The 23,108-nt window shown below is 34.0% G+C and carries 32 protein-coding genes; 5 read left to right on the top strand and 27 right to left on the bottom strand.

Features of this window, described 5'->3' with window-relative positions:
- Positions 1-35 precede the first annotated feature (35 nt).
- The 19 genes from BN2458_RS07775 to BN2458_RS07695 form a co-directional block, all read right to left on the bottom strand.
- Positions 36-554 carry a thermonuclease family protein gene (locus BN2458_RS07775; protein ID WP_231944767.1) on the bottom strand — a complete coding sequence of 173 codons (519 nt, stop codon included), beginning with the start codon at positions 552-554 and terminating at the stop codon, positions 36-38.
- Positions 551-1,156, bottom strand: coding sequence for a hypothetical protein (locus BN2458_RS07770; RefSeq protein WP_034327752.1), 606 nt, complete (start codon positions 1,154-1,156; stop codon positions 551-553). Before BN2458_RS07770 ends, BN2458_RS07775 begins: the two co-directional genes overlap by 4 nt.
- 61 nt (positions 1,157-1,217) lie before the next feature.
- Complete coding sequence (locus BN2458_RS10450) at positions 1,218-1,832, bottom strand: hypothetical protein (RefSeq protein WP_052057435.1); 615 nt, start codon at positions 1,830-1,832, stop codon at positions 1,218-1,220.
- Positions 1,833-1,921: 89 nt separating this feature from the next.
- Positions 1,922-2,533 (bottom strand): hypothetical protein, encoded by a 612-nt coding sequence (locus BN2458_RS07760; protein ID WP_034327750.1) that lies wholly within the window; start codon positions 2,531-2,533, stop codon positions 1,922-1,924.
- An 81-nt stretch (positions 2,534-2,614) separates the two neighbouring features.
- A complete protein-coding gene (locus BN2458_RS07755) occupies positions 2,615-3,583 on the bottom strand; it encodes a hypothetical protein (RefSeq protein ID WP_034327749.1) in 969 nt (322 codons plus the stop codon).
- On the bottom strand, positions 3,573-4,100 hold the full coding sequence (locus tag BN2458_RS07750; RefSeq protein ID WP_161594471.1) for a cag pathogenicity island Cag12 family protein: 528 nt from the start codon (positions 4,098-4,100) through the stop codon (positions 3,573-3,575). Before BN2458_RS07750 ends, BN2458_RS07755 begins: the two co-directional genes overlap by 11 nt.
- Before the next feature lie 23 nt (positions 4,101-4,123).
- On the bottom strand, positions 4,124-4,411 hold the full coding sequence (locus BN2458_RS07745; RefSeq protein ID WP_034327747.1) for a hypothetical protein: 288 nt from the start codon (positions 4,409-4,411) through the stop codon (positions 4,124-4,126).
- Positions 4,412-6,214 (bottom strand): type IV secretory system conjugative DNA transfer family protein, encoded by a 1,803-nt coding sequence (locus BN2458_RS07740; protein WP_034342963.1) that lies wholly within the window; start codon positions 6,212-6,214, stop codon positions 4,412-4,414.
- Complete coding sequence (locus BN2458_RS09985; protein ID WP_156407289.1) at positions 6,204-6,365, bottom strand: hypothetical protein; 162 nt, start codon at positions 6,363-6,365, stop codon at positions 6,204-6,206. Before BN2458_RS09985 ends, BN2458_RS07740 begins: the two co-directional genes overlap by 11 nt.
- Before the next feature lie 34 nt (positions 6,366-6,399).
- Positions 6,400-7,104, bottom strand: a complete 705-nt coding sequence (locus tag BN2458_RS07735) for a hypothetical protein (protein ID WP_052057432.1) — start codon at positions 7,102-7,104, stop codon at positions 6,400-6,402.
- On the bottom strand, positions 7,101-8,090 hold the full coding sequence (virB11, locus tag BN2458_RS07730; RefSeq protein ID WP_034327743.1) for a P-type DNA transfer ATPase VirB11: 990 nt from the start codon (positions 8,088-8,090) through the stop codon (positions 7,101-7,103). The genes BN2458_RS07735 and virB11 overlap by 4 nt, the downstream gene beginning before the upstream one ends.
- Complete coding sequence (locus BN2458_RS07725; protein WP_052057431.1) at positions 8,087-9,427, bottom strand: TrbI/VirB10 family protein; 1,341 nt, start codon at positions 9,425-9,427, stop codon at positions 8,087-8,089. The genes virB11 and BN2458_RS07725 overlap by 4 nt, the downstream gene beginning before the upstream one ends.
- On the bottom strand, positions 9,417-10,304 hold the full coding sequence (locus tag BN2458_RS07720; RefSeq protein WP_034327741.1) for a TrbG/VirB9 family P-type conjugative transfer protein: 888 nt from the start codon (positions 10,302-10,304) through the stop codon (positions 9,417-9,419). Before BN2458_RS07720 ends, BN2458_RS07725 begins: the two co-directional genes overlap by 11 nt.
- Positions 10,301-11,065 carry a virB8 family protein gene (locus BN2458_RS07715; protein WP_138117629.1) on the bottom strand — a complete coding sequence of 255 codons (765 nt, stop codon included), beginning with the start codon at positions 11,063-11,065 and terminating at the stop codon, positions 10,301-10,303. Before BN2458_RS07715 ends, BN2458_RS07720 begins: the two co-directional genes overlap by 4 nt.
- On the bottom strand, positions 11,062-11,217 hold the full coding sequence (locus tag BN2458_RS09980) for a hypothetical protein (RefSeq protein WP_156407288.1): 156 nt from the start codon (positions 11,215-11,217) through the stop codon (positions 11,062-11,064). The genes BN2458_RS07715 and BN2458_RS09980 overlap by 4 nt, the downstream gene beginning before the upstream one ends.
- A 2-nt stretch (positions 11,218-11,219) precedes the next feature.
- A complete protein-coding gene (locus BN2458_RS07710; protein WP_034327738.1) occupies positions 11,220-12,290 on the bottom strand; it encodes a type IV secretion system protein in 1,071 nt (356 codons plus the stop codon).
- Positions 12,290-13,033 (bottom strand): type IV secretion system protein, encoded by a 744-nt coding sequence (locus tag BN2458_RS07705; RefSeq protein ID WP_034327736.1) that lies wholly within the window; start codon positions 13,031-13,033, stop codon positions 12,290-12,292. Before BN2458_RS07705 ends, BN2458_RS07710 begins: the two co-directional genes overlap by 1 nt.
- Positions 13,026-15,788 (bottom strand): VirB4 family type IV secretion/conjugal transfer ATPase, encoded by a 2,763-nt coding sequence (locus tag BN2458_RS07700; RefSeq protein WP_034342961.1) that lies wholly within the window; start codon positions 15,786-15,788, stop codon positions 13,026-13,028. The genes BN2458_RS07705 and BN2458_RS07700 overlap by 8 nt, the downstream gene beginning before the upstream one ends.
- 15 nt (positions 15,789-15,803) lie before the next feature.
- Positions 15,804-16,076 (bottom strand): TrbC/VirB2 family protein, encoded by a 273-nt coding sequence (locus tag BN2458_RS07695; RefSeq protein WP_034327733.1) that lies wholly within the window; start codon positions 16,074-16,076, stop codon positions 15,804-15,806.
- 81 nt (positions 16,077-16,157) lie between these two features.
- Here BN2458_RS07695 and BN2458_RS07690 point away from each other — a divergent pair, with 81 nt between their 5' ends.
- The 4 genes from BN2458_RS07690 to BN2458_RS07675 all read left to right on the top strand — a co-directional run bounded on the left by BN2458_RS07690 (position 16,158) and on the right by BN2458_RS07675 (position 18,064).
- A complete protein-coding gene (locus tag BN2458_RS07690) occupies positions 16,158-16,763 on the top strand; it encodes a recombinase family protein (protein ID WP_034327731.1) in 606 nt (201 codons plus the stop codon).
- 94 nt (positions 16,764-16,857) lie between these two features.
- Positions 16,858-17,103, top strand: coding sequence for a hypothetical protein (locus BN2458_RS07685; protein WP_034327729.1), 246 nt, complete (start codon positions 16,858-16,860; stop codon positions 17,101-17,103).
- The gene (locus BN2458_RS07680; protein ID WP_034327728.1) at positions 17,100-17,546 is read left to right on the top strand and encodes an EexN family lipoprotein; all 447 of its coding nucleotides are present in this window, start codon (positions 17,100-17,102) and stop codon (positions 17,544-17,546) included. Before BN2458_RS07685 ends, BN2458_RS07680 begins: the two co-directional genes overlap by 4 nt.
- A gap of 41 nt (positions 17,547-17,587) precedes the next feature.
- The gene (locus BN2458_RS07675; protein ID WP_034327726.1) at positions 17,588-18,064 is read left to right on the top strand and encodes a hypothetical protein; all 477 of its coding nucleotides are present in this window, start codon (positions 17,588-17,590) and stop codon (positions 18,062-18,064) included.
- 93 nt (positions 18,065-18,157) lie between these two features.
- Here BN2458_RS07675 and BN2458_RS07670 read toward each other — a convergent pair whose 3' ends face one another.
- From BN2458_RS07670 to BN2458_RS07635, 8 genes are all read right to left on the bottom strand, one after another.
- Complete coding sequence (locus tag BN2458_RS07670) at positions 18,158-18,607, bottom strand: VapD (RefSeq protein ID WP_052082129.1); 450 nt, start codon at positions 18,605-18,607, stop codon at positions 18,158-18,160.
- The gene (locus tag BN2458_RS07665) at positions 18,598-18,921 is read right to left on the bottom strand and encodes a lysozyme family protein (protein ID WP_034342959.1); all 324 of its coding nucleotides are present in this window, start codon (positions 18,919-18,921) and stop codon (positions 18,598-18,600) included. Before BN2458_RS07665 ends, BN2458_RS07670 begins: the two co-directional genes overlap by 10 nt.
- Before the next feature lie 75 nt (positions 18,922-18,996).
- Positions 18,997-19,347 (bottom strand): hypothetical protein, encoded by a 351-nt coding sequence (locus BN2458_RS07660; RefSeq protein ID WP_034342957.1) that lies wholly within the window; start codon positions 19,345-19,347, stop codon positions 18,997-18,999.
- 44 nt (positions 19,348-19,391) lie between these two features.
- Positions 19,392-20,708, bottom strand: a complete 1,317-nt coding sequence (locus tag BN2458_RS07655) for an AAA family ATPase (RefSeq protein ID WP_052057429.1) — start codon at positions 20,706-20,708, stop codon at positions 19,392-19,394.
- Positions 20,705-21,001 (bottom strand): hypothetical protein, encoded by a 297-nt coding sequence (locus tag BN2458_RS07650; protein WP_034342955.1) that lies wholly within the window; start codon positions 20,999-21,001, stop codon positions 20,705-20,707. Before BN2458_RS07650 ends, BN2458_RS07655 begins: the two co-directional genes overlap by 4 nt.
- A gap of 4 nt (positions 21,002-21,005) precedes the next feature.
- Positions 21,006-21,440 (bottom strand): YopX family protein, encoded by a 435-nt coding sequence (locus BN2458_RS07645; protein ID WP_052082128.1) that lies wholly within the window; start codon positions 21,438-21,440, stop codon positions 21,006-21,008.
- Positions 21,441-21,443: 3 nt separating this feature from the next.
- Positions 21,444-21,914: a class I SAM-dependent methyltransferase gene (locus BN2458_RS07640; RefSeq protein WP_034343125.1), complete on the bottom strand. Its 471-nt coding sequence runs from the start codon at positions 21,912-21,914 to the stop codon at positions 21,444-21,446.
- 23 nt (positions 21,915-21,937) lie between these two features.
- Complete coding sequence (locus BN2458_RS07635; RefSeq protein WP_034327161.1) at positions 21,938-22,189, bottom strand: hypothetical protein; 252 nt, start codon at positions 22,187-22,189, stop codon at positions 21,938-21,940.
- A gap of 122 nt (positions 22,190-22,311) precedes the next feature.
- Between BN2458_RS07635 and BN2458_RS07630 the strand changes: the two genes are divergently transcribed.
- Entirely contained in the window at positions 22,312-22,992 is a 681-nt protein-coding gene (locus BN2458_RS07630) for a helix-turn-helix domain-containing protein (protein WP_034327163.1), read from the top strand.
- Positions 22,993-23,108 lie beyond the last annotated feature (116 nt).

The following is a 23,108-nucleotide window of genomic DNA, read 5'->3' as shown; positions in this document are numbered from 1 at the left end:
AGTTTTTATTGCTCCGAATGTGCAGTGTAAATCTTCTACTGCTGCTTCCTAAACACACTCGGTTTTATAGGATTAGAATCTTTCCATAAGCCTTTATGAGCTAATCTTGCTTTTATTTCTAAATGAGTGTAAGCATTAGAATATTCTTTATAAGCCCAAGCAAAACCATTTTCTACTAAGTTTGCATTGACATCAATATCATTGCAAAAGACTATGGCTACAATTCTGTTGTATTTATCTTTATCTTTGATTTTCAGTGTGGCATTACTTCCTATGGGGCAAAGAGTTAAAAGATGAGATGTAGCCTCTTTGCCATAGCTTTGGTTAGATTCTGGTGCATCAATGCCATAAAGCCTTACTTTAAACTTCTCTCCATTATGAAGTATTGTTAGAGTATCGCCATCATAAACCTTAATAATACTTCCTTGCACTTCTTTACTTGGCATAAGATAGGCAAGATTAAAATTGCTAAATTGGCTAATAATTACGCCAAGAATAATCAAGCAAAATGTTAAAATGTGTTTTTTCTTAATTTTGCTCTTTATAAATTTCATCGTTCCACTCCTTTATCTTTATTATTATCTTTTTTAAAGCCTTTTTGTGCAACTGCATCTATTTTTTGCTGCATTCTTTTAAGTGCAGATTCTGAAACTTTTGTGAGATTGGTTTTGTTTTCTAAAGAAGTTGCACTTTGTGGTATAATGTCGGTAGCAGTCGATGAAATGTTGTTATCAACCAGTCGCTCGTCAAGACTTTGGGCTTGAGTGTAGGAAGTGGGCGTCCCTACCATCGGCTGTTTATACACCACCTCTTTTTTATCAAGTTGTTTTAGCTTTTTAACATTCTTTTCATTAGCGTGAAAAATCTTAACAATATTTTCATCTTGTCTTACGCCAACTTCACCCATTTTTTTATCATTAAGCTTTTTTCCTGCTATGTAGTCCTTTTCACTCATTGGAGAGGGATTTTTAATGATGATTTCAGGCTCACTTACTACTTTTTCTATCACTTCTTTTACTTCATCTTTGTTTTTAAACATTTCAGGGTGTCGTTTATAAAGAAGTGTTAAATCAGCAATGGCTTGTTCTTCTCCCAATAAATCTACGAGAGATTTACAAAGATGAAAAATCGCTAATTCTCTTTCTTTTTCACTCATCGCCTTGCTCCTTTATTTTTAATTTTTCTTATGAGTGGTGAAATGAGAATCTTTTCCCTCATTAACGCTCCATATCATTTTCTTTTTTACCTTCTTTCCTAAATCCTTTTTGTGCAAATGCTTCTATCTTTTGTTGCATCTTGGCAAGGGTAGAATCTGATACATTGAGTGTAGAGCTATTTATGTCTTTGTTGTTTTGATAGTATTGTGTTACTTTAGGATTCTTAAATTCCATTTGTTTGTTAAAGTTTCTATCAGAATAAAAAGATATAATTTGTTCATTAGATGGGTGGAAGGTGGTAGATGTGTGCCCCTGCCCATCTATCCTATCTACAATAGTCCTAAATCTTATACCCTCTTTATTCTCCCATTCATAAATCTTTGCTCCTTTTTCATCAATGAAAGGCTCACTAAAGTTTTTTAAATATTCTCTTAGGGAATGTCCTATGTCTAAAAGTTCTTGTAGTTTTATTTCGCCCTTGCTATTCTCTTTCAAATGTAACTTGATATGTTCCGCACCTCTGCCCTTATCTCTTCTTTCAAGATGAAATCCTTTCACATACATCGCAATATATTCAATCACAGCATCTTCAATAGCTTCAATATCTTTGAGAATAGGCGTAGCTTTTTTGTCATTAAAGGTTACATTGTAAATTCCACGATGTTCTTTATCCATTACCTGTCCATTGTATAGTCTTTTTTGTTTTCTTTCGCAAGTATTTTTATGTTTGGTGTAAGGAAGCAAATGCTTCCTTATGCATAGAGTTATCTCTCATTATCTTTGGTTGGCTGTGATTTGTCCTGCGTAGCAGCTTTAGCAGCATCTTGTTCTTGTTTTGTTGTTACATTAACACCATCTCTGCTTATCACAGCATATGCGCCTTCACCTTTTTCTATGAGAGCTTGTTTAAGATTCTCATCATTGACATTTATTCTTACGGCAAGATTTGTATGCTCAAAGCCATTTTTATCTTGCCAAGTATTTGTAGTTAATGAGTTTGCAAAATTTTTACCCATTTCACTTTGCTCATTTAACATATAAAAGCTTTTGCCATCTTTTTCTACCTTATTAAAGTAGATTAGGTCGCTACCATCTTTGACTTCGCTATTGAATGGCTTGAGACTTACATTGCCATTTTTTTGAATATTGACAAAATAACTTTGCCATTTCGGCTCTTCTCCATCCATACTTTGTTTAAAGCTGACACTAAGCTTTTCAACTCCTATATTTTTAGCTTCAACTGCTTCACTTAAAATATTTATCGCCGCGGTTTTAGCCGACATTATTTTCTTTTCATCAGCCTTATTTACATAATCCATTTGTGAATCACTATTAAGCACCACTTTTTGATTTGAATCTAATCTTGCTATTGCCATTTTTTACTCCTTATAATATGGATTTTTTTTGTATGCCGCCACTTGTTCCATTTCTATTTTGCTTTATTGGGTGCTATGTTTTCATTTTCCACCTCCTAAATTGATTATATGCTCCTTACCATTGCTATTTATCGTTGCACTTTTAGGGACTAAAAGCATAATGTTGTTATTGCTATTTTTAAGGATTTTTACGCTATTAAGTTTCTCGCTTAAGGTGTTAAATTTAGATTCAATCTCTTTGTATTCCTTATATTTGCCAAATGCTAAGAGAGTGAAAGCTCCACACAATATCCCTATAAATACCGCTACGCATATAAATGCCAAAACAAACTTCTTTACATTACCTATATGATTTAGGAGAGAATCTAACTGCTCTTTTTGCATATTTATTTGCTTTTTGAATTCCTCATCTTGAACATTTGCTTGTGATTGTAAGCTTTTGACTTGAGATTCTAAAAACTTATTCATATTTTCACTATGCTTTTGATAGAATCCCTCTTCAACCGCGTTAATTGCGCTTAAATTTGCAGATATTTGTTTTTTGGCATTTTCATCTACGCTTTTTATCAATGACTTTAGGTCTATAAAAAACTGCTTTAAATCAGCTCTTACATCAACACTTTGTCCCACACTATCACTAATGTCTTTTAATGTCTCATCTAGCTTTATAGAATTAAGTTTTTCTACAAAATATTCAAGAGAATCGTTGATAAGTTTTAACTTATTGATAAAATTTAATTCTTTTTGGCTAAGAGAGTTATCAAAGAAATTATCTATTCTTTCAAACTCATTGTTGAGCATATCGCTTTGTATTGCAAAGTCGCTTATAATGCCTAATACCTCGTTAGATTCCATAAATTCACTTTTACTTTTTAGCGAATCTATTTTGCTATTTAAGCCACTTAGCAGTGCTTTAGCATTAGCGATACCATCTATAAAGTGGTAAGCTCTGCCTCCAATCAAATCATTGAGTGCCTCTCTATGTGGATTTGTGGCAGCAGATTCTATAAAATCGCTAGATTCGCCGACTTCACTTGCTTCAGTATTCATTTATGGATTCTCTGCTGCTTTGTGAATTTATGGGATAGTTTGGCTCTTCTATGGGATTAATGATTAATGGATTTACTTCTTTATCATCATCAAGCATAGCCTTAGAGCTAAAAAACATTATTTTGACTCTGTCTCTTAAACCTCTAGCCAAATCAATAGGTTGCACATCTACATATGCAGTTACACCATTTGCTTTAAAATAATTGCGATATTGCAGGGCTAGATTCTTTTCACCCAAAATAATGATTTTATCAGCATTGTGTGCAAGTAAAAAGACTTTTACCATTTGATTATTTTCAAACAAATAATCACCCTTTGCTTGTGCTTCCACTTCATACGCCCAATTGCTTTCTTTCAGCTTTTTATCCTTTGGGACAAAGCTGTATCGTTCTTCTAAAAGCGCATTGTTAATGCTTTGAGATGTCGCTCCCCACTCTATCCTTACAGGCTTTTTGCTACAGCCACTAATTGCTACCATTGCCACTATTGCAGCACCGCAAATCAAACTCTTTTTCATTTTTGCTCCTTGACCAATATGTCTCATCGCTCTACTCCTTTATCTTTGCTTTGGTGTGTTGAATCATCTTGATGAAACCCTTTTTGTGCAAATGCTTCTATCTTTTGCTTCATCTTGGCAAGGGTAGAATTTATGGATGATTGCTCTAGCTCTGCCCCATATTTTTGCTCCGCAGGTATAAAACCTGTTGCTTCTAATTCTTTGATTTCTGTGTGTTCCTCTTTGATCTTCTCAAACAATGAATCTCGTTCTTTAGAATCCAATGATCTAAAAAATGTTAAAAATTCATCAACTTTTGCATTATTTTCCATTTATTGCTCCTTTTGAATTGGTATTTTAATGTTGCACTCTCCTTGTAGGATTGCATTCTCTAGCTCATCTCTGCTAGGTATGCCTTTAATATCTTTTAGCGATTCGCTGACTGCTTTAAACTTATCCATAAAGTAGTAATCGCTGTAATAAAATGCCTTATTTGCAAGTATTGGTTTGCCACTATCAATGGTAATGAGTTCTTTTTCAAATGGCATTTCTCTCAATTCTTGTGGCAACATTAATGCGCGATGAGTTTCGCTAATACTGCGACTACCGCCACCACTTCCGCCGTGATTATGGCTTCTACTTGTTTGTTTAACTGTTTTATTGCCTAGAATCTTACTAATAGCTTCCGCGTCTTCTTGCTCTCTTGGTGCATAGAAAATTTGACACGCGTGATTTGTTAAGAGTGTTTTTGCTCCCTCCTTGCCATAACCATCTGGAACAGGTGTTTCTAGTTGGGATAGTGATTGATAAATGGTAAGTAGTCGTAAGTTGTATCCAGCAATAAAGCTAACACCTTTTTGTAACACAGGGATTCTGCCCGGTGCAGTAAATTCGTCCATAAGCAAAAGTGTTGCATATTTCAAATTTTTGTTTTGCTGTGGCAATTCTTTGGTGTTTAAGAGAATGAGCTGGGACCAAAAAATATTAAGTATAAATTGTGCATTTGCTAATTGGTCAGGTGTAATGCCTATATAAATAGTCATTTTTTTCTTACGCAATTCTCTTAAGTCAAAATCACTTGTAGCTGTTGATAGTCTTAATGTATCACTTTCAAATGAGCTAATTGGCGCATTAAAACTTGCCATTATGCTTGATTTTGTATTATCACTATCCACATTAAAATATGTGCTAAGGCGGCGATTTGTCGCTTCACTAATAATATCTAGCTCTTTTAAGAATCTATAAGTCTCCTCAAAACCCTTGACTTCATTATCACCCACTTTAAATTCAAAACCTTTGCTTAGTTGCAAAAGTCCATAGAAATTAAACTCTGCCTTTAGTCCATACAATGTTAAAAATGCTCTACCATCTTCACTTAATGCTAAATCTTTATAGAGATAACAAAGTCCTATAAAGAGATTCTGTGCTTGCTGACTCCAAAAGGCATCTTTACCATCACTTGGATAGATAATATTTGCTAAATCCATAAGCTGCGAATCACAATGCTCTGTATCTAGCATATCAATATAAGTAAAAGGATTGTAGCGATGAGTGCGAGATGAAAATGGATTAAACAAAAATACTTCATTATCCAGCTTTTCTGCACGATAACGACTCGTATAATCAAAGCACTCTTGCTTAATATCCTGCACCACAGCAGATTCTGCCCACTCTAAAAGATTAGGAATGACAATCCCTACACCTTTTCCGCTTCGTGTAGGCGCACCAAGCGCGACAAACTGCGCTCCGCCAAATTTCAAAAACTTATCACCATACTTACCAATAATAATGCCGCGCTTAACATTATTGTTTTTATCGCCAAAAAGCCCAGCTTTACGAATCTCATTGATATTAGCAAATCTTGCTTCACCGTGCAAACTCTCTTTTTGTTGCATAAAGACAATTGCCGACACTAACATAAGCACACTTAAAACAATTGCTATTATAAGTGATAGCCACGCATTTGGATAGCCTTTATCTATGGCTTCATAAATAAAATTTAAATGCCATACTTGAATCAGTTTTGCTATAGGAACTTTATTGATGATAAGCACTATAAAGCCACTAAAAATCCAACTTATAGCCAAAAGTGGAATGCTTAAAAAGGCAGCTTTTGCTAGATTATTATCTTTCATAATCTTTTGCCTTTGGCTTCTCTTGCTCCATTTTACGCAAAGAGTTCTTTAAAATGGTAATTCTTGCTTGCATTTGCTCTACAAACTCATCTAATTTATCTTCCATATCTAAGATTTGCTCTTTCAAATCTCTTGCTTGTTCTTCACTCATTTTGTCTCCTTTTGTATGATTAAGTTTGCACATTTCATCTATCTTTTCCTTTGTCGATAGATTGTTGCTTAGCTTTTGTGTTGCTGCTAAAGCCTTTTTGTGCAACTGCATCTATTTTTTGCTGCATTCTTTTAAGTGCAGATTCTGAAACTTTTGTGAGATTGGTTTTATTTTGTGCTATACTTTCATTGGCAGAGTTGTGAAAATTGAGGTCGTTAATCTGTCGGTGGGGCTGACCTCGCTCACCCCTCTCTGTCCTTGAATGAGCTGTTAATAATCTATGTCCTTTTCCATAATCTCTTTCTCCATAATTTATAATACTCTCATCATTGGCTTTAACCCTCCAATTGTAGCCCTGATATTCCGCATTAAACTCCGCTCCCACATTCCTAGCTACCTTAGGAAAAGAAAGCATTTCTTCTGTGGTTACCATTCCTCTTAGGGCTGGATTATCAAGATGTTTGTGTATTTCTTTTTCCATAAACTCCCTATCAACCACTACATCACCTACATTACCTTTAACAATTGTGCTAGACTTTTCATTCTCTAGCACTTTATACATCTTGCTACTTTCTTTTTTGGATTCTCTCTCCCAAGCAATTTCTTTTAATGTTTGTATAGCTTTTTCACATTGTTTAATATTTTCTTCAGCCTTTGCTATATTTTGCTTTGTTTCTTTGACATAATTTTCAAGCTCTAGTATTTTGTTTTGTAAATCTTGTTTTTCTTTATCACTCATCGCATAGCCTCTTTGAAATAAATTTCACTAATCCTACGCTTTCCATTGTGTGCATAAATATGGACAATTACATCTATGAGGTCTTGTAGCATTGCCATAATCTGTTCGTAAGGTATTTTTTGTCCTTGAGGATTTTGCAATATCATCATTGCAAGGCGTTTAAAGCAATCTGCGCTATTCCCAGCGTGGCAGCTTGTAAGACTTCCTCCGTGTCCAGAGCTTAAAACATTGATAAAATCATAGGTTTCAGCTCCACGAAGCTCTGCTAATAAAATGCGGTCAGGCTTCATACGCAAACAGCTTTTAAGAAGTGTTGCTGAATTTAAGAAATCATCACTCTTTGCTTCACTTGGATAAAAAAGTTGCACAAAGTTTTTATGTGTAAAAAATACAATTTCCTCCACATCTTCAATGGTTATGAGCCTTGAATCTAGCGGAATAAAATCTATGAGACTTTTCATAAAGGTGGTTTTACCGCTACCTGTTTCGCCACAGATAATTACATTTTTGCCATAGGCGACAGCACTGCTTATAAATCTCTCATACTCACCTTTTTCATATAAGCTTAGCAGCTCACTATCTTTTTGGCTTAAAGTATGGCTAATTGGCTTTATCTCACTAAAGAGTCCCTGTTTAGAAAAATCACTCATTACAAATCTTGTGCGGCTAGGTTTTCTAATAGTGATTGAAATATGGTCTTTTTTACTTGCGGGAGGCAATACGATTTGCACCCTTTCGCCACTTACCAATACACAGCTTAGAATAGGTCTTGCCTTGTCTATTTGGTCTTCTTTGTAGCTTGCAGCTGCTTGAGCAAATGCTTCGGCATTTTCATAGGTTATATGTGTAGATTCGCACTGCCATTCGCCACTTGTATTTTGAAACCAAATAAGATCATCTCCGTTGTAGCAAATCTCATTGATTGAATCTTCTTTTAAATACTTGCCAAATAAATTATCAGCATATTTTTGCAAACTTACACTCATTTTTTGCTCCTTAGGCGCAGCTGATACACCTTACTAAAATCTATATCTTTATTGACATACACTCCGACTAAGTCGCCGTGATTACGATAAATAGTAGGTTTTATGTTTATAGTTTGGCGCAGAGCTGTATTTGCCAATTGATTTGCTTGCATAGGGCTATACATTTGAGCATTTGGCGCAATTTGGGCATTCACATATTGCCCAAGTGATTTAATTGTGCCATCAATAACACTTAGTAGAATGGCAGCACCAAATCTTGTTGCATAATGGTTATCCCTATTACCCTCAATACCTGCTCCACCTAGAGCATCTACTCCACCGCTATCCACAGGAATAACAATATTATTTGGTGTTCTTATCTCACTCCATATCACATAAAGCCTTGAGCTACCATCTGTTACATCTGCATTTGTGTAACTGCCGCTTATTTGGCTGCCTTTTTCTATTAAAAGTGTTTGTCCATTTGCTGAATAAATATCACTTGCTACTATGCAGCCTATACTCCCTTTTAATTCACTTACAATTTTAGTTTGCAAACTACAAGGGATATAAGTGTTTTTAGGTAAGAGCAATGATTGATTAAATGGACTATAAAATGCACTTGTAGGTTGATAAACTTCACCTTTAAAGTCGGTATTTTGTCTATATGAAGTATCACTGCCAAAATCCATACCACTTAAACCAGCAGCAGCTTGTGCTTCAGCATTTGCACTCATTAGCGCGTTATAATCTATATTTTTGGTTTGGTCTAGCATATTATTTAATGCTTGAAGTGTCTTTTGCTCCATTTCTGCTGGGTTTAGCTTATCTTGTTTCTTTTGTTGTTCGTTAGATTCTTTTGCTGCTTCGCCACCGCGTGGGCTTATTACTCCAGCACTAGAACCTTTTATAATTCGTGGCTTCATAAAACCATCTTTTGTAAGCCACCAAGGTTGTTCTTCCTTTGGGGATTGATTGCCAAAATTTTCATTAAAAGTTAGCTGTGGCTCAAATGTTTGATTGTTTTTTACACTATCAACCAAGTCATTGCTATTTTGTTCTAAACCCAAATCATTTAATAACCCTTTACCACTAGATTCAACCTCCATAAAGCCATTGTCCTGCCCAAATTCAGCTTCGTTACCTAAGTCATTATTGTTTGCATTAAGCATATTGAGGGCATTTTTGTTGTTTTCATCTTTTTCTTTATCACCCGAATCACTACCAAAACTCAAGCTTAGTAATATCAACAACAAGATAAATAACGCACCGCCTACTATTGCTACTACGCCTATTATACGCTTACTTCCACCCTCACTTTCTAAGAGAACATTGCTATTTGCCTCTCTATTTTCCATTTAAAAGCTCCCTTTTTACTTCGGTTTCATTACTTGTCTCTGGTGCTTTTGGTAATGGATTTAACGCATAGCCTTTGTTTAAAATGCCGACTAATTTATCACCGCTTCTAAGCAGAATCTTTTTATGGATAGAATGAATAACAAGAACTGAAAATTTGCCCTCTTTTTTAATGTGCTGATTCACTATTTGCTCCTCTCTATCGTAAGCAAATGCACTTGGGAACACCTTTGTATTGTCAAATCCAAGATAAGTGAATACACCATCATCATATGCAAAGTCAGGGGCGATGTTATCAGCACCATTATTTACTCTCATATAATAATCCCAATTACGAGGCACTGCCGTGCGATTAAGGCTTTTTTGCAGTTTGTCAATTTCTATGGCTCTATCAAGCCTCTTTTGAGCATTTTGTATTGCTTTATCTTCCATTTGAGGATAGGTAAAAGTCATTTTATAAACTTTATTCTTGGCGTTTAAAACTAAATCAAACACATAAAAATTAGCATTTGTCGTTACAATTAAGTTGGTCTTCCAAGTCTGCGGTATAGGGTCTATCACCATTTCTTTTTCGGCTCCATTAAACATAGGGTCTGGATTATGCACAAATTTAGTTGTTACTGCTTTTGGCTTGATAAAGAGTAGATTTTCTCTATCCACAATCTCCCAACCCTCACTAAATCCAGCTGCAATATTGATTACTCGCTCATTTGGAGCAAACTCTATCACGCTTACATAGCCATTTGCTGCCGTGATAGTTAGCACATCTTGTGCGTTAAACACTGCATAGGCTATCTTTGAATCAAAGCTACTCTTAGTAGGCACACTTGCTCCAAAACCAACCGCAATAAATACGCAAATTAATACTATCTGTTTCATCGTTTTATGTCCTCATCTATTCTGTAAGTTAAAACTTTAAAGCCAAGTGGATTGATATGTCGCAAGTTTTCTCTAAATGCTAGGTTTTGATACTCATAGCTAAGAGTAATAATGCGATATTGATTGATGATGCTTCTATTACTTAGATTCTTAATTGCTAGATTTGTTCTAATCGTGGCAGTTTTTACCCCAGCAGATTCTGTAAGAACAATTGATAGGACATCAACGCTAATTTGTATGTTGTTTTTAAAAACTTTATCTCGCGCGTCTTCACCTTTATAAATATCTTTATAATCTGCTGCTACTCTATCACTGCTTAAAGTAAGAACAAGTTCATAATCTCTATTTAACATATCATAGAAATAACCCTCTCTTGCACGAACATAGCTATTTATAAAATGTTTATCTAGGGCTTCATTATTACTTATTTGCTGAACATCTAAAATGCTTATAATATCCACCGCTCCTGTAGTGTCATTCACGCGAACAAGATATGGCTCGGTAGTTTTTAATGGTGTTAGAAGCATTACTGCTATGATTGCTAATACAGATAAAACACCACAAAAAACAGCAAATAAATAGGCTCTCTTGTTACTTTGTTCTATCATATAACGCAAACTAGATTCAAAATCTAAGGCTTTCTTATAGTTACCCTGAATATCATATTCATATGAATGATTAAATTCATTAGAATCTGCATTATCAAACTCTTTGCGTTTAGTATTCAATAGGGCTTTGAGTTTTTCTATGATTTGCTTCATTTAACTTCCTTTAGCTCTTTGGTATTAATAGGGACAAATTTATGTTTATCACTAAAGATTTCATCATAAGGATTTGCCTCTTTATTGCTACACGCCATAAATAAAAATGCTATGAAACTTGCTGCCAAGATTGATTTTAGATTTATATTCATTTTTAACCTCTCATTTTTGATAATAGAGCTTTACCTGCACTTGCAGCCATTTTTGCTCCAGTGGCTGCTACTCCAATCCCTCCAACCATACCACTAGTAGCAAGATTGCCTGCTACTCCTGCTAAACCACCCTTTTCCATAGCTGAACCTACACTTTTCCCAGTTAATCCACCTATTCCACCAATAGCTGCTTTATTTATACCTCTTGTTGCTCCACCTACTACTGCCCCAGCTACTTGTGAAGCCCCAACACCACTCATAGCAGAATCTAGACTGACTTGTGCGAGATTTTGCGCAAGAGATTTAATGACTTTAATGATTTGCACTAGCACAAAGCACATAAGCGTTACTTCCAATGTTTGCAAAAGAATATTTTTTAAATCAAATTCCTTTAACGCCTCAAGGCTAAAAACTTGTTCCAAAACCGATTGACAAAATGACATAAACATAAACAAGAATAAGAGTGTAAAAGTATTTGAAAGCAGGAGCTGACACCATTGTGTGAAAACTTGCTTTGTTTGATTCCACATTAGGCAAAAAAGTGCTAGGGGTAAAACTATAATAAGGAATGTATTGCTTACACTGCACGCGATAATAGAGAAAAATAACTCAAAACAAATCGCAACAAAACATATCCCTACGATGACTATCATAAATGCTGCCATAATAGTTTTTCCAGCACTCATTCCGCTTTCTTTCCACAGACTTGCCATATATTTTAATACAGCATCTACAAGCCCATCAAGTTGCTGATAAAAGCCTATGCCACCACCAGCCCATTCATAAATCCCTTTAACCGCTTCAATAGAATAGTTAAGCCAAACTCCAGCTCCCATAGCAAAGGATAAAATAAATGCTTTTCGTCCTAAATCCCATACAAGCTCTCTTATAGGGTCTTGACTTTTTCCTGCTAATACCATATAACCTTTATACATAATACTTAGCGTTATAATTGCACTAACTATAAGTTGAAGCTGTTGCATTTTGTTATTAAGGCTCATTTGTTGCAGGTTTGAGAGTAGGTTTTCAATGGTATAACCTATGCCTGTGAACATTTGTGAAGAATCTGCCATTATTTTAATCCTACATTTCTATACTTTTCTGCTACTGAATATGTTGTATTAAGACTCTTTAGAAAAAGTTCATCTTCTTGCTCTTGCACTATGCGCTCATTATTTCTATATTCAAGTGAATCTAACTCATTAAGTGCTTTTGCTTTTTCCATTTCTGCCTGTGTAGCACGAATAGCCAAAGCTGCATTTTCTCTATCTTTTTGGCTGCTTGCTCTATCAAATTCTTTGATTTGTTTATCTAATTGTTTTTGCAATCTGCGAATAATATTTCCATAGTCGCTATGCTGTTTTATCCCTGCAGCATAATTGATTCTATCTCTTAGGCAAATATTGAGTGCGCCGTCTTTAAGCCCACTACACTTATCGTAAAGATTATAGGTGTCTGTGTATTTTTTATATTTATCGTTAAAAAAACCCTGTGGGTCGCTTAGCACTTCTTTGTTGAATTGCTCCATATCCTCTTTGGCTTTATAAATATCATTTATATCTTTGCTGATATTATTTATATCCCCTAGTAAATCATCAAGCCCCAGCGTTTCATTAGTAAATTCAGTAGCGTGTTTATCAAACTCTTGAATCTGACGCACTGAATCACTCACTTGCTTTGCATAACTTGCTATTTGTTGTATTGCAGTTATGGTATTTTGCACCAAATTGGTTGGGTCAATTACAGGAATGGCATTTGCATTTATACTTAACCCTATCCACAGAGCCACTGCTCCCACTAACTTCTTGTTACGCATTTCTATATACCTCCTTTAATGCGATTATTTTTGCCTCAAGGCTTTTTTCTTTATCATCAAATATATTTTCAATCGTATCTATATAAGAAGCACCTGTGCTAAGAATCATTAGATTCTCCTTGCCCAGAGTGCTTAAATCAAGAGTAGCAATGACACTCTCATCTTGTCTCTTAATTAAAAATTGTCTTTTTACAGGCTGAAAATCTCTAATGATTTGATATTCATCTTCACTAAGATTTAGTCCATTTATATAATCATCTGCCTTTGCTAAAGGATTTGGCAAGAAAATCTTTGTGGCACTTTGTTCTATTAAAGTTTTTGCAATAGGAAGTTTTAAGAAGTCCTCTACACTTTGTGTAGCAAGGCGTAAGAAACCATTTTGTTTTCTTATAGTTTTAAACTTGTTTTTTACCTCCTCTGCAACCACTTCATTTTCTAGCCATTTCCACGCTTCGTCTATGTCAATAACAAGCCTACGCCCATCTGCTAAACTCATAACGCGCCACAAAATAAAATAGCTTAGAATCCCATTGATATCTTTATCATCTAAAAACTCTGTCCCATCAATGCCATAAATACTTATTTCATCACTAAACTCTAAAATGTCATTTTCATTATCAAACACCCAACCAAATTGCTTACCTTTTTTAAATGCCATTAACCTTGCTTTAAGAGAGTTATCATCATTAATATCTTCTGTTAGATTCTCCAATAAAAGCGAAATGGGGTATTTGCGCTCATCTTTTTTAAATTCCCTCATAATAAATTCCACTGCATCACTTAGCTTTTTCTCTTCTTTAGCATTCAAAAACTCTCCCTTGCGCGTAACTAGCATTGTTACTAAGCCTTTTAATGCTCTTAGATTTTCTTGTGTGGCTTCCACCTTAAAGGGATTAAATCCTGTAGGTTTCCCATTTTCTATTTTTATATATTTACCACCAGCACAAAGAATATTCCCCAAAGCTCCGTAGTCTTTGTCTAAATAAACACTTGTAAATTTACGCTTATCTAGTGGGGTAGATTCAGGAAAAGTGCTCGGGTCTTTGTATTTTTGCATTTGATTAAAAGTGAAGTTCATAAACACCGTCTTTCCACCACCGCTTTGCCCTAAAATCAATGAATTTGCCAAAAACAACTCTCCAAAATCATCTTTATTATTATTGCTTTGATGAAAATTAAGATAATAAGGACTTTTATTTGGTGTTTTAAGCATACATACTGCCTCGCCCCAGCAGTTCTTATCTCTTTTGCCACTGCTAAAATTATGTAAAGCAATAAGGCTTGAATAATTTGCAGTGCTGATTTTGTGGATTCTTGGGCGAAAAGCGAAATTACAAGGCATTTGAGAGAAGTAACTTGCTGGTAATGCAATTTCTGCAATGCTTGTTAAAATCCCTATTTCATTTAAGAGTGTAATAGTTTGGTTTGTGTTGTCTTTACATTCTTTTAAACTATCTCCAAAAACAATAATAACAAAATGATAATTGCCAAAACCAATTTCTCCACTTGCCAAATCATCTAAAGCTTGTTCTATTTGTGCGGTTTGGGATATAGAATCATCTTCTACACTTTTTAGTTGATTTGCCTGTGTTTTAAGAGCAGATTTTGCCTCTATTTGCGAAAGTGGAATATAACTTTGAGTTATAGTAAATTCACAATTTAAATACATTAATGCGTCTAAAATCCCTGCATAAGTAGTATTTGAATAATCTTTGACTTCAATAGCTCTACAAAATTTGTAAGTATCATCATTGTAATTTATTTGTGCGCTCTTATGTTCAAAATAAATATTATTTAATCCACCGCTTAGATATTCATATAATGGCATATCCAAAATGCGAGTGGGTGTAAATCTACCACCTATTAAATAGTTATAAAACTCAAGCTGCTTAGAAAACTTAATACCATTTTTCTCATATTCTCCTAAAAGAGCAACACCAAACTGCTTGATATTACTTTCAAATCTTGCTTTGTATTCTTTGAATATATAAAGAAAACTTGTAAGTTGCTTTTGTTTGTCTTTTACACTTGCTTTTTTAAATACCCCTTTATCCAAACGCCCAAGAGGTGAGTAGATAATAGTAATAAAAAGACTATTTTTTAAAAGTGTCTTATCTTTAAAAGACTGCTTATATTTCTCATCAACATCGTTTAAATAAGGATTGTCAAATGCAGAATCTAGGCTATCATTGATTCTATGGCGGACATTATGAAAATAAAAGCTAACAGGCTCATTACTGAATGCGCGAAAGCACATATTAAGAGATTCATTGATAAAAGAAAGATTTATATCACTTTCAGCCTCAAAACAAATACCATCAATTCGGTAAGTGCTTAAAAGCAAGTAATCCTTTGTCATTACCACACTTGGTGCAATAATGCTTGAATAAGGAATTAGCTTTTCAAAATTTGGCTCATTATTAAGGGCTATTATATTAAGTTTTGGCACTTCTGCTCTTGCCATTTGCTTTTTGGTGTAACTTGTTGCAGAGTATGTTTTAACGCTATGAAATTTTTTGCTAAATGGATTTGTTAGAAACATTGCCTTTAGCATAAAAAGTCGAAAAATATAAGGATCTTTCTTTGCCATTGCTTTTTCTATAAAAAATAAAGGAATAGCAAGAAATAATAAGGCAAAGCTCTGTGTCCAAAAAGTTATTAAAAGTAATAACCCAAATGTTGCCAAAAGAGGCAACATAGGAACGCCAAATAATAATGCAGGACGAGTTAATCCTTTAAATAGCGGTTGCACCATTCCTCACCCTTAAAATTAGCTAATTAAAAGTCCAGCAATACCACTTGCAGCACCGATTAGAATCCCACCAAGCAATGGTGGAGCTACTTCGCGTAAAGTCTGCCCTTGAAACATAATCTTAAATCCAGCCCACATAATTGCAATAGTTAAAACAACTACACCCACAGCATATAAAGCATTACTAATGCTAGTCATAAGAGTATTTACCTTATTTAATCCGCCTGCACCAAATGTAAAGCTAGGCAACAATAAAATAGCTATAATCACGCTATTAAACAACTTAATCATATTTACTCCTTATGGAATTAAAATTGAACGATTTTTATTCCTTTGATATAATTAAAATTTAGTTTAAAAATGGGGGAAAATATGAATTTGGCATATATTAGGATTAGCACAAATAAGCAGGATACGCAAACACAGAAGTTACAAATTCAAGAATACTGCAGAATAAATGACATACATATTGATAAATTCATAGAGATAGAGCAAAGCAGTAAAAAGAGTCAAGAAATCCGCAAAATAGGAGAATTAAAAACAAAATTAAATCGTGGTGATTTGCTCATTGTAGTAGAACTTTCAAGGCTTGGAAGAAGTATGTTAGAAGTGATGAACTTAGTGCTAGAGTTAAGCAATAATGGTGTGCAAATGATTTTTCTTAGGCAACCTGAACTTAGCACATTTAATAGTGCTTATGCTAAATTGCTCCTTGCTATCTATGCCTATATTGATGAGACAGAGCGAGAATTTATAAGTCAAAGAACAAAGGCAGGGCTTGAAAAAGCAATGGCTAATGGCAAAAAGTTAGGGCGTCCAAAGGGTAGCTTCAGTAGCGAATACGATAAGGATATAGACAAGATTAAGATTCTGCTAAATAGAGGAGAATCTAAGCGTCAAGTATGGCAAAAGCTAGGTTATACCCATAAAACACTTAAAAGTTTTACAAATTTTTTAAAGAGTAGAAAAATTATCTAATTTTTGCTACAATAATCGTTCAATTTTAATTCCATATTGTAATAGCATTTGTATTATTTGGTTACAACTCTTTATTTTTTGATAAGGAACAACAATGAAAAAAGCTTTAGTATTTAGTGTAGTGATAGCAACAATGTTAGCATCTAGTGGCTGTGCGGAATATGTAAAATTCACAGAAAAAATGATTTTAGGTGATGAAACAGATTATTCAAAATGCGAGTATCTTGAGCAAAAGGCTAATGATTCTACCTTGAGTATGCCACAAAGAGAGCAGGCATTGTTAGATTTAGATAAATGCCGCAAAGAGCAAAAAAATAAGCAAAATAAGGAGAAAAAATGAAAAAGATAGTAGTATTTAGCGTAGTGGTGGTAGCGACACTTACGCTTAGTGGTTGTGGAGATTCTGTAAAAAGTGTAGAGGAATATTCTAAGTTAGAAAAGGCAGAGTTAGGTAAAATGCTTAAAGAGTGTGAAAATAAATTTGAAAAGATTTTTGATTCACCAGAAGCTTGGGAAGGAAAAGGAGAAGCTGCTGAACTAGAGGGGATAAGTCAAAAAATATACAAATCTCGTGGTGGTGAAGAGAAGCATCCTAGCAAGGATTATTTTGGATTTGTAGGGTATGGGCTAGTAACTGATGATGAGCTTAAGAAATTTGGCAATAGTAGATATGCCGAGCTTGTAGAGTGTGGGAGAATACAAATTGCCGAAAAGGGCGGTATGGAAGTCATCAATAAGCCTAGAAAATCTATAGCAGAAAAGTATAGAAATGTAGGCAAGTAGCCATAAATTTTGAATAGGTTAGTTAAAGGGACACATGTAGTATGGACATAAATGAGGTAACACAAGGAGAATATCTTTCCAAGAAGTATAAACTTTCTTGGGTTGCATATGTTGAGATGATACTTGCACATATTATTTTTATAGCTATAGTTGTGTTTTGCTCTAGTTTTTTTTCACACCAAACAATTATACTTTCCTGTTTTTTTGTTTTTGAGGCTATTTTTATTTTTTTAGTTGTATTGTCAATGAAAGCAAAATATGTTTTTATAGATGAGAGGGGAGTGTGGTATCACAGGGGAATTCTTCCTTGGACTAAAGGGGTTAATGGAATTTTATGGCACGATTGTGGTGGCTCTTCTTATAAACAAGGTTTTTTTGCTTATATTTTCAACACTTACACTATTTATATCACCCATAAATATACAGAATCTATGCAGATTGCAGTTCATCATATCTACAATGGTAAGGAGTTTTGCGGGGTTGTTTCAGACTATTTGCATAAACTACACAATAATTGAGGTTTATAATTTTACAAGCAATATACGCTCAATATAAATATAGAATAATCATATTTGATTACGCTTTAATTATTATTTGTAAATGATATAAAATTAGCGGTCAATATCCCTATCTTTCTTTTTAGGACGCATTTCTTTTAGCTTACCTGATTTATCAATCTCATTAATTTTTTGCTTCATTCTTTTTATAGCTAAGTTTTGTTTGTTTTCCAAACTTAAATCTTGCGTGAATCTATCTTTAAGTTGTTGTGTATAATCAATCATTACGGGTTGGTCATAACCTCTTATGCTTTTAACACATTGAGGAAGCCAATTCAGCTCTTTAGCCATTGTTTGTATCAGAATACCAAGCTCATCATCACTAAATTTTGTTATAGAATCATACACCGAGCCTTGCATATGGATAAAGTCATATTTGCCTAAGAAATTGCTTATATCACTGTAAGCATTATGCCAATCACCCTTAGTATAATGCTCCTGCAAAGCTTTGGTATCAAGGTCAAAGGTTATGGATTTAAGCTTTTTATCCTCAATCAAGCCCACACTCCCTGATTATATTTTTTAGCATTGGCAATAATATCGCTTGAATAATCTTTGCCATATTGGTCATCAAGCCACTCCCAACTTTTGACATTTTTAGTAAACCATTCACATTGCAACAAACAATTAAAGTTGAAAATCCCCAAATGTGCTTGAGCATTCTTTTCCCCTCTAAACTCATAGTGATTCTTAGAGACTTTTGTTAGCCCAGCTCTTTTTATGGCAAACTCCTCTATCTTTGCATACATCATATCAAGGTCATATATGTTCTCTCTTAAGATTTTCTCCTCGTCAAGTTCAAATCGTGTGCCTAGCATATTTATCCTTTTTTTATAAATTATATCTTAACAATGCAATCAAATCAAAGGCTATGGATTTAAGCTTTTTCTCACTCACGCCCAAACACCTATTTTTTCCTTTTTAAGCAATGCAATCATATCCCCCACATAGTTTTCATTATTGCTATCCCCTAGCCATTCCCAGCTTTTGACATTTGTAGTGAACCAATCACATTTTGATAAGCAATTAAACACTAAAATCCCCAAATGTGCTTGAGCATTCTTTTCCCCTCTAAACTCATAGTGATTCTTAGAGACTTTTGTTAGCCCAGCTCTTTTTATGGCAAACTCCTCTATCTTTGCATACATCATATCAAGGTCATATATGTTCTCTCTTAAGATTTTCTCCTCGTCAAGTTCAAATCGTGTGCCAAATATTGCCTTTTGTGTCGCAGGTGCTGTCATAAGTTCTCCTCATAATTTCAAAATATATGGGCAATTATAGCAAATTAACCCACCATTATTTCACTATTCATACTTTTATTGGAATCTAGCAGTGGCAAATATATTTTAGTAATACCATAACCACTTTTTCTATATGTCTTTTCTGCCCTATAAAATACTCCATCATACTTATCAAGTAGCTTCCATAATGAATTTTTGCCCACAATTTCCAAGTTGTTTGCCGCCTTTTTGCAAACTAGCTCTGCTAAATCTTTTTGTGCAATTCCATTTTTAGATTCCGTGATGACTGCTTTAATGAGATTGAGCGTATTTTCTATTTTAGTTTCGATTTTATTTGATGTTTTAGATTCTATGGCAGTATTAAGTGGAGTGTAGATTTTTCGCACACCACCACCTTTTGGCGTGAAAGTATGGATTTTAAAGAGTTTGTTTTCAAATTCAGCAAGTAAATTCCATAATGAATTTTTACCTACAATCTCATAGTAATTTGCATTTGCAATCTTTACTATTTGTCTCGCTAAATCACTTTGAATAATGCCATTTGGATTAGCATTAATAACTTCTTGAGCAAGTTCAAGTGTTATTTGCTGCTTTTGACTTAGTCCTATCCTAATATCATCACGAAAAAATATTGTATGTGTCTTATTATCTATAATTGCTCTTTGTGCTTTTGTATCTAACCTATATTTTTGTGGCTCTAAATCTAGGCTAAGAGTTTTGGAGTTACTATTTTGAATAAAGGATTTTGATACATACCACGCTTCATCTACGCTATCTATAAAGGCTGTTGCACCTTTATACATCTTATTATTCTCTTCACCATATTGTTTTGGTTGATGGTGCAAGAAAATAATAGTTGCTCCTTTGCTTCTAAGTTTTTGCAATCTTTGCAGATAGCGAGTTACCTTGATGTCATCTTTAATATCAAAATTAATAAAGTTGCGAATGCTATCTATGATAAGCACGACATTTTCTAGGTTGTATTCTTTGAGTTTATTAAAGATACTAAAATATTTATGAGGATTTACAAAGTAATACTCCAGCTTTGCACCGCTAGATTCTACAATCTCATTTAACCCGCGCGCAGTTAATGCAGCTTCACTATTATCGCCATCTAGGTAAATGACTTTTGATACATTTGGCTTTTTAGCTAAAAAATAGGCTAATTCAAGTGATAAAAGTGATTTTCCCACTCCTGCAGAGGCATAAACCATATTTAAACTGCCGCGCATTAAAAAGTTATCTATTAACCATTTTGACCTTTCTGTTGCCTGAGCCATATATTCCTTACTAGCCAACTTGGCACAATTGCTAAATATTCCATTTACCAGAGGTAAATTTTCTACTTTTTCTGTTTTCATTGTATCTCCTTTATATTGAAATTCATATCTATTTGTTCTTTACCAAATAGCTCAATCTCTTGTGGATTCTCTGCTTGGATAGTAAATTTCTCTTTTGCCTTTAGATTGAGCGATTCTCTTATTTGAAAATCATCTAGCATATAGAGGATTCCTTTTTTATCTCTTGACAAGAATAGATGAATTGTTGCTATTCTCTTATTTTTAGTATCAAGTAAATCCCAAATTTTAAAGGATTTTGTATCTTTTGCCATCAAGAATCCTACGCATTCTTGTTTTTCATTGTAGATTTTCATCTCTCTAACCTTTTAATAACTCGGGATTTTCGTGGATATTGCCGATGACTTCAACCTCATAATATTCAAAATCAAAAACATCATTATTATTTGTTGTTTTATACATCATAAAATACAAAGGTATAGAATCATCGTGATATTTCTTGACTATTGCTATAAATAGCTCTGCTTCCTTTGGATAATCTGGGTCTATAATTCTTTCTTTAGCCTTTACAATATCCCCTTCGTAAATCTTTACACCATTTTTATCTTTAAGCCTTATCCATAGTTCAATTTCACAATCTTTAATTTCTTGATGTCCAAAAAGCTCATTAAATTCTGTTACGAAAGGCTGTTTGCTACACTCTGAAATTCCTATCGCAATAGGTTCATTCCCTGCATACAAAAGCCTTTTATTCTTATTATCCCAAATCCTAAAGTCAAGTTCTTGTAGTTTCATTCTCTACTCCTTAAAAAATACACAAAAGTGTGAAGTCCTAGAAGTCTTTTGCATAAGCAAAGGCTCTTTATTAAAACAATTTAGAATCTCGCTTAAACTAATTTGTGCTTCACTCCACTTAAAAATCAAAGTGCCATTTACCTTTAGCACTCGCATACATTCCTTAAATCCCTTTGATAAATCCTCTTTGTAAGATTTGTCAAGTTTCCCATACTTTTGCACCATAAAGGATTTATCACTACCATTTTTTATATGAGGCGGGTCAAAGATAACAAGAGAGAAACTTTCATTTTCAAAAAGTAAATCTCTAAAATCTGCTATCACATCAGGCTTAACGATAAAGTATTCATCTTTTTGCTTACTCTTTTTAAAGATTGTTTCAAATTCACGCTTATCACAAAATAACACATTAGGATTTTGTTTATCTGCATAAAACATCTTGCCACCACAGCATACATCAAGGATAGGTTTCATTTTGTATTTCCCTTTTCTTGCCTTCATTCTACAACATTAGTTTGATTTGTTTCCCTTTCTTGCAATTTAGAAAACCAATCCATAATTGCCTCGCGCTGATAGCAAACCTTGTTTCCTACCTTGAAGAATGGTATTGCGTAGTCTCCATCGTTTTTCTTGCTTTTACGTGTTCTTAGTTTGGATTGTGTAGCCACGCTGATACCAAATTCTATCTCAAATTGTTTTGGACTTAGCACAGCTGGGTTGTTAGGCTCTCTCCTCGTTCTTACCAACATATTATCTCCTTTTTATATCTGCTATTAAGATATTAAATGATATTATTTTAACTATACCTAAAGAAAATTAACAAATTAATTTGTTAAGATATAATTATGTTAAAAATACGCAAGAGGAAATTATGGAAACAAAGCAGACAGAACAAATCAATAAAGCTGAAAAGTTGCGTAATCTACGCTTATTTTTTGGAATCTCACAAAAAGAGTTTGGTAAAAAGCTTGGTTATACAAGAGAAACACTAAATGCCTATGAGCGAAAAGTCAATCCTGTGCCACCTATCTTAATTGAAAAGATTAATAAAACTATGGGGATAGGGCGAGAATATTTTGAAACTGATATGACCCTACAAGAAGCAGTAGAGAAATATCATATAAAACCTAGCGATATTGATATGCTAGGTGATTTTGGTGAGACAAACTGCTTTGTCTATGATGGCATTGAAAATTATGCTAAAAATACTTCCATAGAAAAAAATAATCTAAAATTACATTTTTTTGAGCTACTTTTTAGGCTAAACTACAAGTCTAGCTATCATTTCATAAGACTAAATAATACCACCAATGAGCCATTTGCAAGTAATGGAGATATTTTAATTGTGCTAAAAGATACAGCGGCTGTCAATGGAGACTTTGTTATTGTTTGTTTCAAGCGAAGCTATATCATTTTTCAATATTTTATATCTGGGCTTGATGAAGTGTTATTAAAAGGTAACAATGGCATAGAAATTAAATTAAGTGGTAATGACATTGATAAAGTAGAGATTCTAGGGATAATAAAACAAAAGATTGTTGTGTCAATGTAAAAAGTGCTAAAATCCCCTCAAAAGCAGGATTTATAGCAAAAAAAAGAATAGATAAACATTATTTCCACAAAAAATTAATATCACAATTTAATACTTTTATATGCTTAAAACATCAA

Origin of the sequence: Helicobacter typhlonius, from assembly GCF_001460635.1 — a bacterium.
Taxonomy (GTDB): Bacteria; Campylobacterota; Campylobacteria; order Campylobacterales; family Helicobacteraceae; genus Helicobacter_C; species Helicobacter_C typhlonius.
Note: the sequence above shows the minus strand (reverse complement) of the source record. Positions and strands in the feature narration are given on the sequence as shown.

What these genes read in the sequence shown, in the direction of transcription:
- BN2458_RS07775 (WP_231944767.1), bottom strand. Translation starts at nt 554, where the DNA reads ATGAAATTTATAAAGAGCAAAATTAAGAAAAAACACATTTTAACATTT.
- BN2458_RS07770 (WP_034327752.1), bottom strand. Translation starts at nt 1,156, where the DNA reads ATGAGTGAAAAAGAAAGAGAATTAGCGATTTTTCATCTTTGTAAATCT.
- BN2458_RS10450 (WP_052057435.1), bottom strand. Translation starts at nt 1,832, where the DNA reads ATGGATAAAGAACATCGTGGAATTTACAATGTAACCTTTAATGACAAA.
- BN2458_RS07760 (WP_034327750.1), bottom strand. Translation starts at nt 2,533, where the DNA reads ATGGCAATAGCAAGATTAGATTCAAATCAAAAAGTGGTGCTTAATAGT.
- BN2458_RS07755 (WP_034327749.1), bottom strand. Translation starts at nt 3,583, where the DNA reads ATGAATACTGAAGCAAGTGAAGTCGGCGAATCTAGCGATTTTATAGAA.
- BN2458_RS07750 (WP_161594471.1), bottom strand. Translation starts at nt 4,100, where the DNA reads ATGAAAAAGAGTTTGATTTGCGGTGCTGCAATAGTGGCAATGGTAGCA.
- BN2458_RS07745 (WP_034327747.1), bottom strand. Translation starts at nt 4,411, where the DNA reads ATGGAAAATAATGCAAAAGTTGATGAATTTTTAACATTTTTTAGATCA.
- BN2458_RS07740 (WP_034342963.1), bottom strand. Translation starts at nt 6,214, where the DNA reads ATGAAAGATAATAATCTAGCAAAAGCTGCCTTTTTAAGCATTCCACTT.
- BN2458_RS09985 (WP_156407289.1), bottom strand. Translation starts at nt 6,365, where the DNA reads ATGAGTGAAGAACAAGCAAGAGATTTGAAAGAGCAAATCTTAGATATG.
- BN2458_RS07735 (WP_052057432.1), bottom strand. Translation starts at nt 7,104, where the DNA reads ATGAGTGATAAAGAAAAACAAGATTTACAAAACAAAATACTAGAGCTT.
- virB11 (WP_034327743.1), bottom strand. Translation starts at nt 8,090, where the DNA reads ATGAGTGTAAGTTTGCAAAAATATGCTGATAATTTATTTGGCAAGTAT.
- BN2458_RS07725 (WP_052057431.1), bottom strand. Translation starts at nt 9,427, where the DNA reads ATGGAAAATAGAGAGGCAAATAGCAATGTTCTCTTAGAAAGTGAGGGT.
- BN2458_RS07720 (WP_034327741.1), bottom strand. Translation starts at nt 10,304, where the DNA reads ATGAAACAGATAGTATTAATTTGCGTATTTATTGCGGTTGGTTTTGGA.
- BN2458_RS07715 (WP_138117629.1), bottom strand. Translation starts at nt 11,065, where the DNA reads ATGAAGCAAATCATAGAAAAACTCAAAGCCCTATTGAATACTAAACGC.
- BN2458_RS09980 (WP_156407288.1), bottom strand. Translation starts at nt 11,217, where the DNA reads ATGAATATAAATCTAAAATCAATCTTGGCAGCAAGTTTCATAGCATTT.
- BN2458_RS07710 (WP_034327738.1), bottom strand. Translation starts at nt 12,290, where the DNA reads ATGGCAGATTCTTCACAAATGTTCACAGGCATAGGTTATACCATTGAA.
- BN2458_RS07705 (WP_034327736.1), bottom strand. Translation starts at nt 13,033, where the DNA reads ATGCGTAACAAGAAGTTAGTGGGAGCAGTGGCTCTGTGGATAGGGTTA.
- BN2458_RS07700 (WP_034342961.1), bottom strand. Translation starts at nt 15,788, where the DNA reads ATGGTGCAACCGCTATTTAAAGGATTAACTCGTCCTGCATTATTATTT.
- BN2458_RS07695 (WP_034327733.1), bottom strand. Translation starts at nt 16,076, where the DNA reads ATGATTAAGTTGTTTAATAGCGTGATTATAGCTATTTTATTGTTGCCT.
- BN2458_RS07690 (WP_034327731.1), top strand. Translation starts at nt 16,158, where the DNA reads ATGAATTTGGCATATATTAGGATTAGCACAAATAAGCAGGATACGCAA.
- BN2458_RS07685 (WP_034327729.1), top strand. Translation starts at nt 16,858, where the DNA reads ATGAAAAAAGCTTTAGTATTTAGTGTAGTGATAGCAACAATGTTAGCA.
- BN2458_RS07680 (WP_034327728.1), top strand. Translation starts at nt 17,100, where the DNA reads ATGAAAAAGATAGTAGTATTTAGCGTAGTGGTGGTAGCGACACTTACG.
- BN2458_RS07675 (WP_034327726.1), top strand. Translation starts at nt 17,588, where the DNA reads ATGGACATAAATGAGGTAACACAAGGAGAATATCTTTCCAAGAAGTAT.
- BN2458_RS07665 (WP_034342959.1), bottom strand. Translation starts at nt 18,921, where the DNA reads ATGCTAGGCACACGATTTGAACTTGACGAGGAGAAAATCTTAAGAGAG.
- BN2458_RS07660 (WP_034342957.1), bottom strand. Translation starts at nt 19,347, where the DNA reads ATGACAGCACCTGCGACACAAAAGGCAATATTTGGCACACGATTTGAA.
- BN2458_RS07655 (WP_052057429.1), bottom strand. Translation starts at nt 20,708, where the DNA reads ATGAAAACAGAAAAAGTAGAAAATTTACCTCTGGTAAATGGAATATTT.
- BN2458_RS07650 (WP_034342955.1), bottom strand. Translation starts at nt 21,001, where the DNA reads ATGAAAATCTACAATGAAAAACAAGAATGCGTAGGATTCTTGATGGCA.
- BN2458_RS07645 (WP_052082128.1), bottom strand. Translation starts at nt 21,440, where the DNA reads ATGAAACTACAAGAACTTGACTTTAGGATTTGGGATAATAAGAATAAA.
- BN2458_RS07640 (WP_034343125.1), bottom strand. Translation starts at nt 21,914, where the DNA reads ATGAAACCTATCCTTGATGTATGCTGTGGTGGCAAGATGTTTTATGCA.
- BN2458_RS07635 (WP_034327161.1), bottom strand. Translation starts at nt 22,189, where the DNA reads ATGTTGGTAAGAACGAGGAGAGAGCCTAACAACCCAGCTGTGCTAAGT.
- BN2458_RS07630 (WP_034327163.1), top strand. Translation starts at nt 22,312, where the DNA reads ATGGAAACAAAGCAGACAGAACAAATCAATAAAGCTGAAAAGTTGCGT.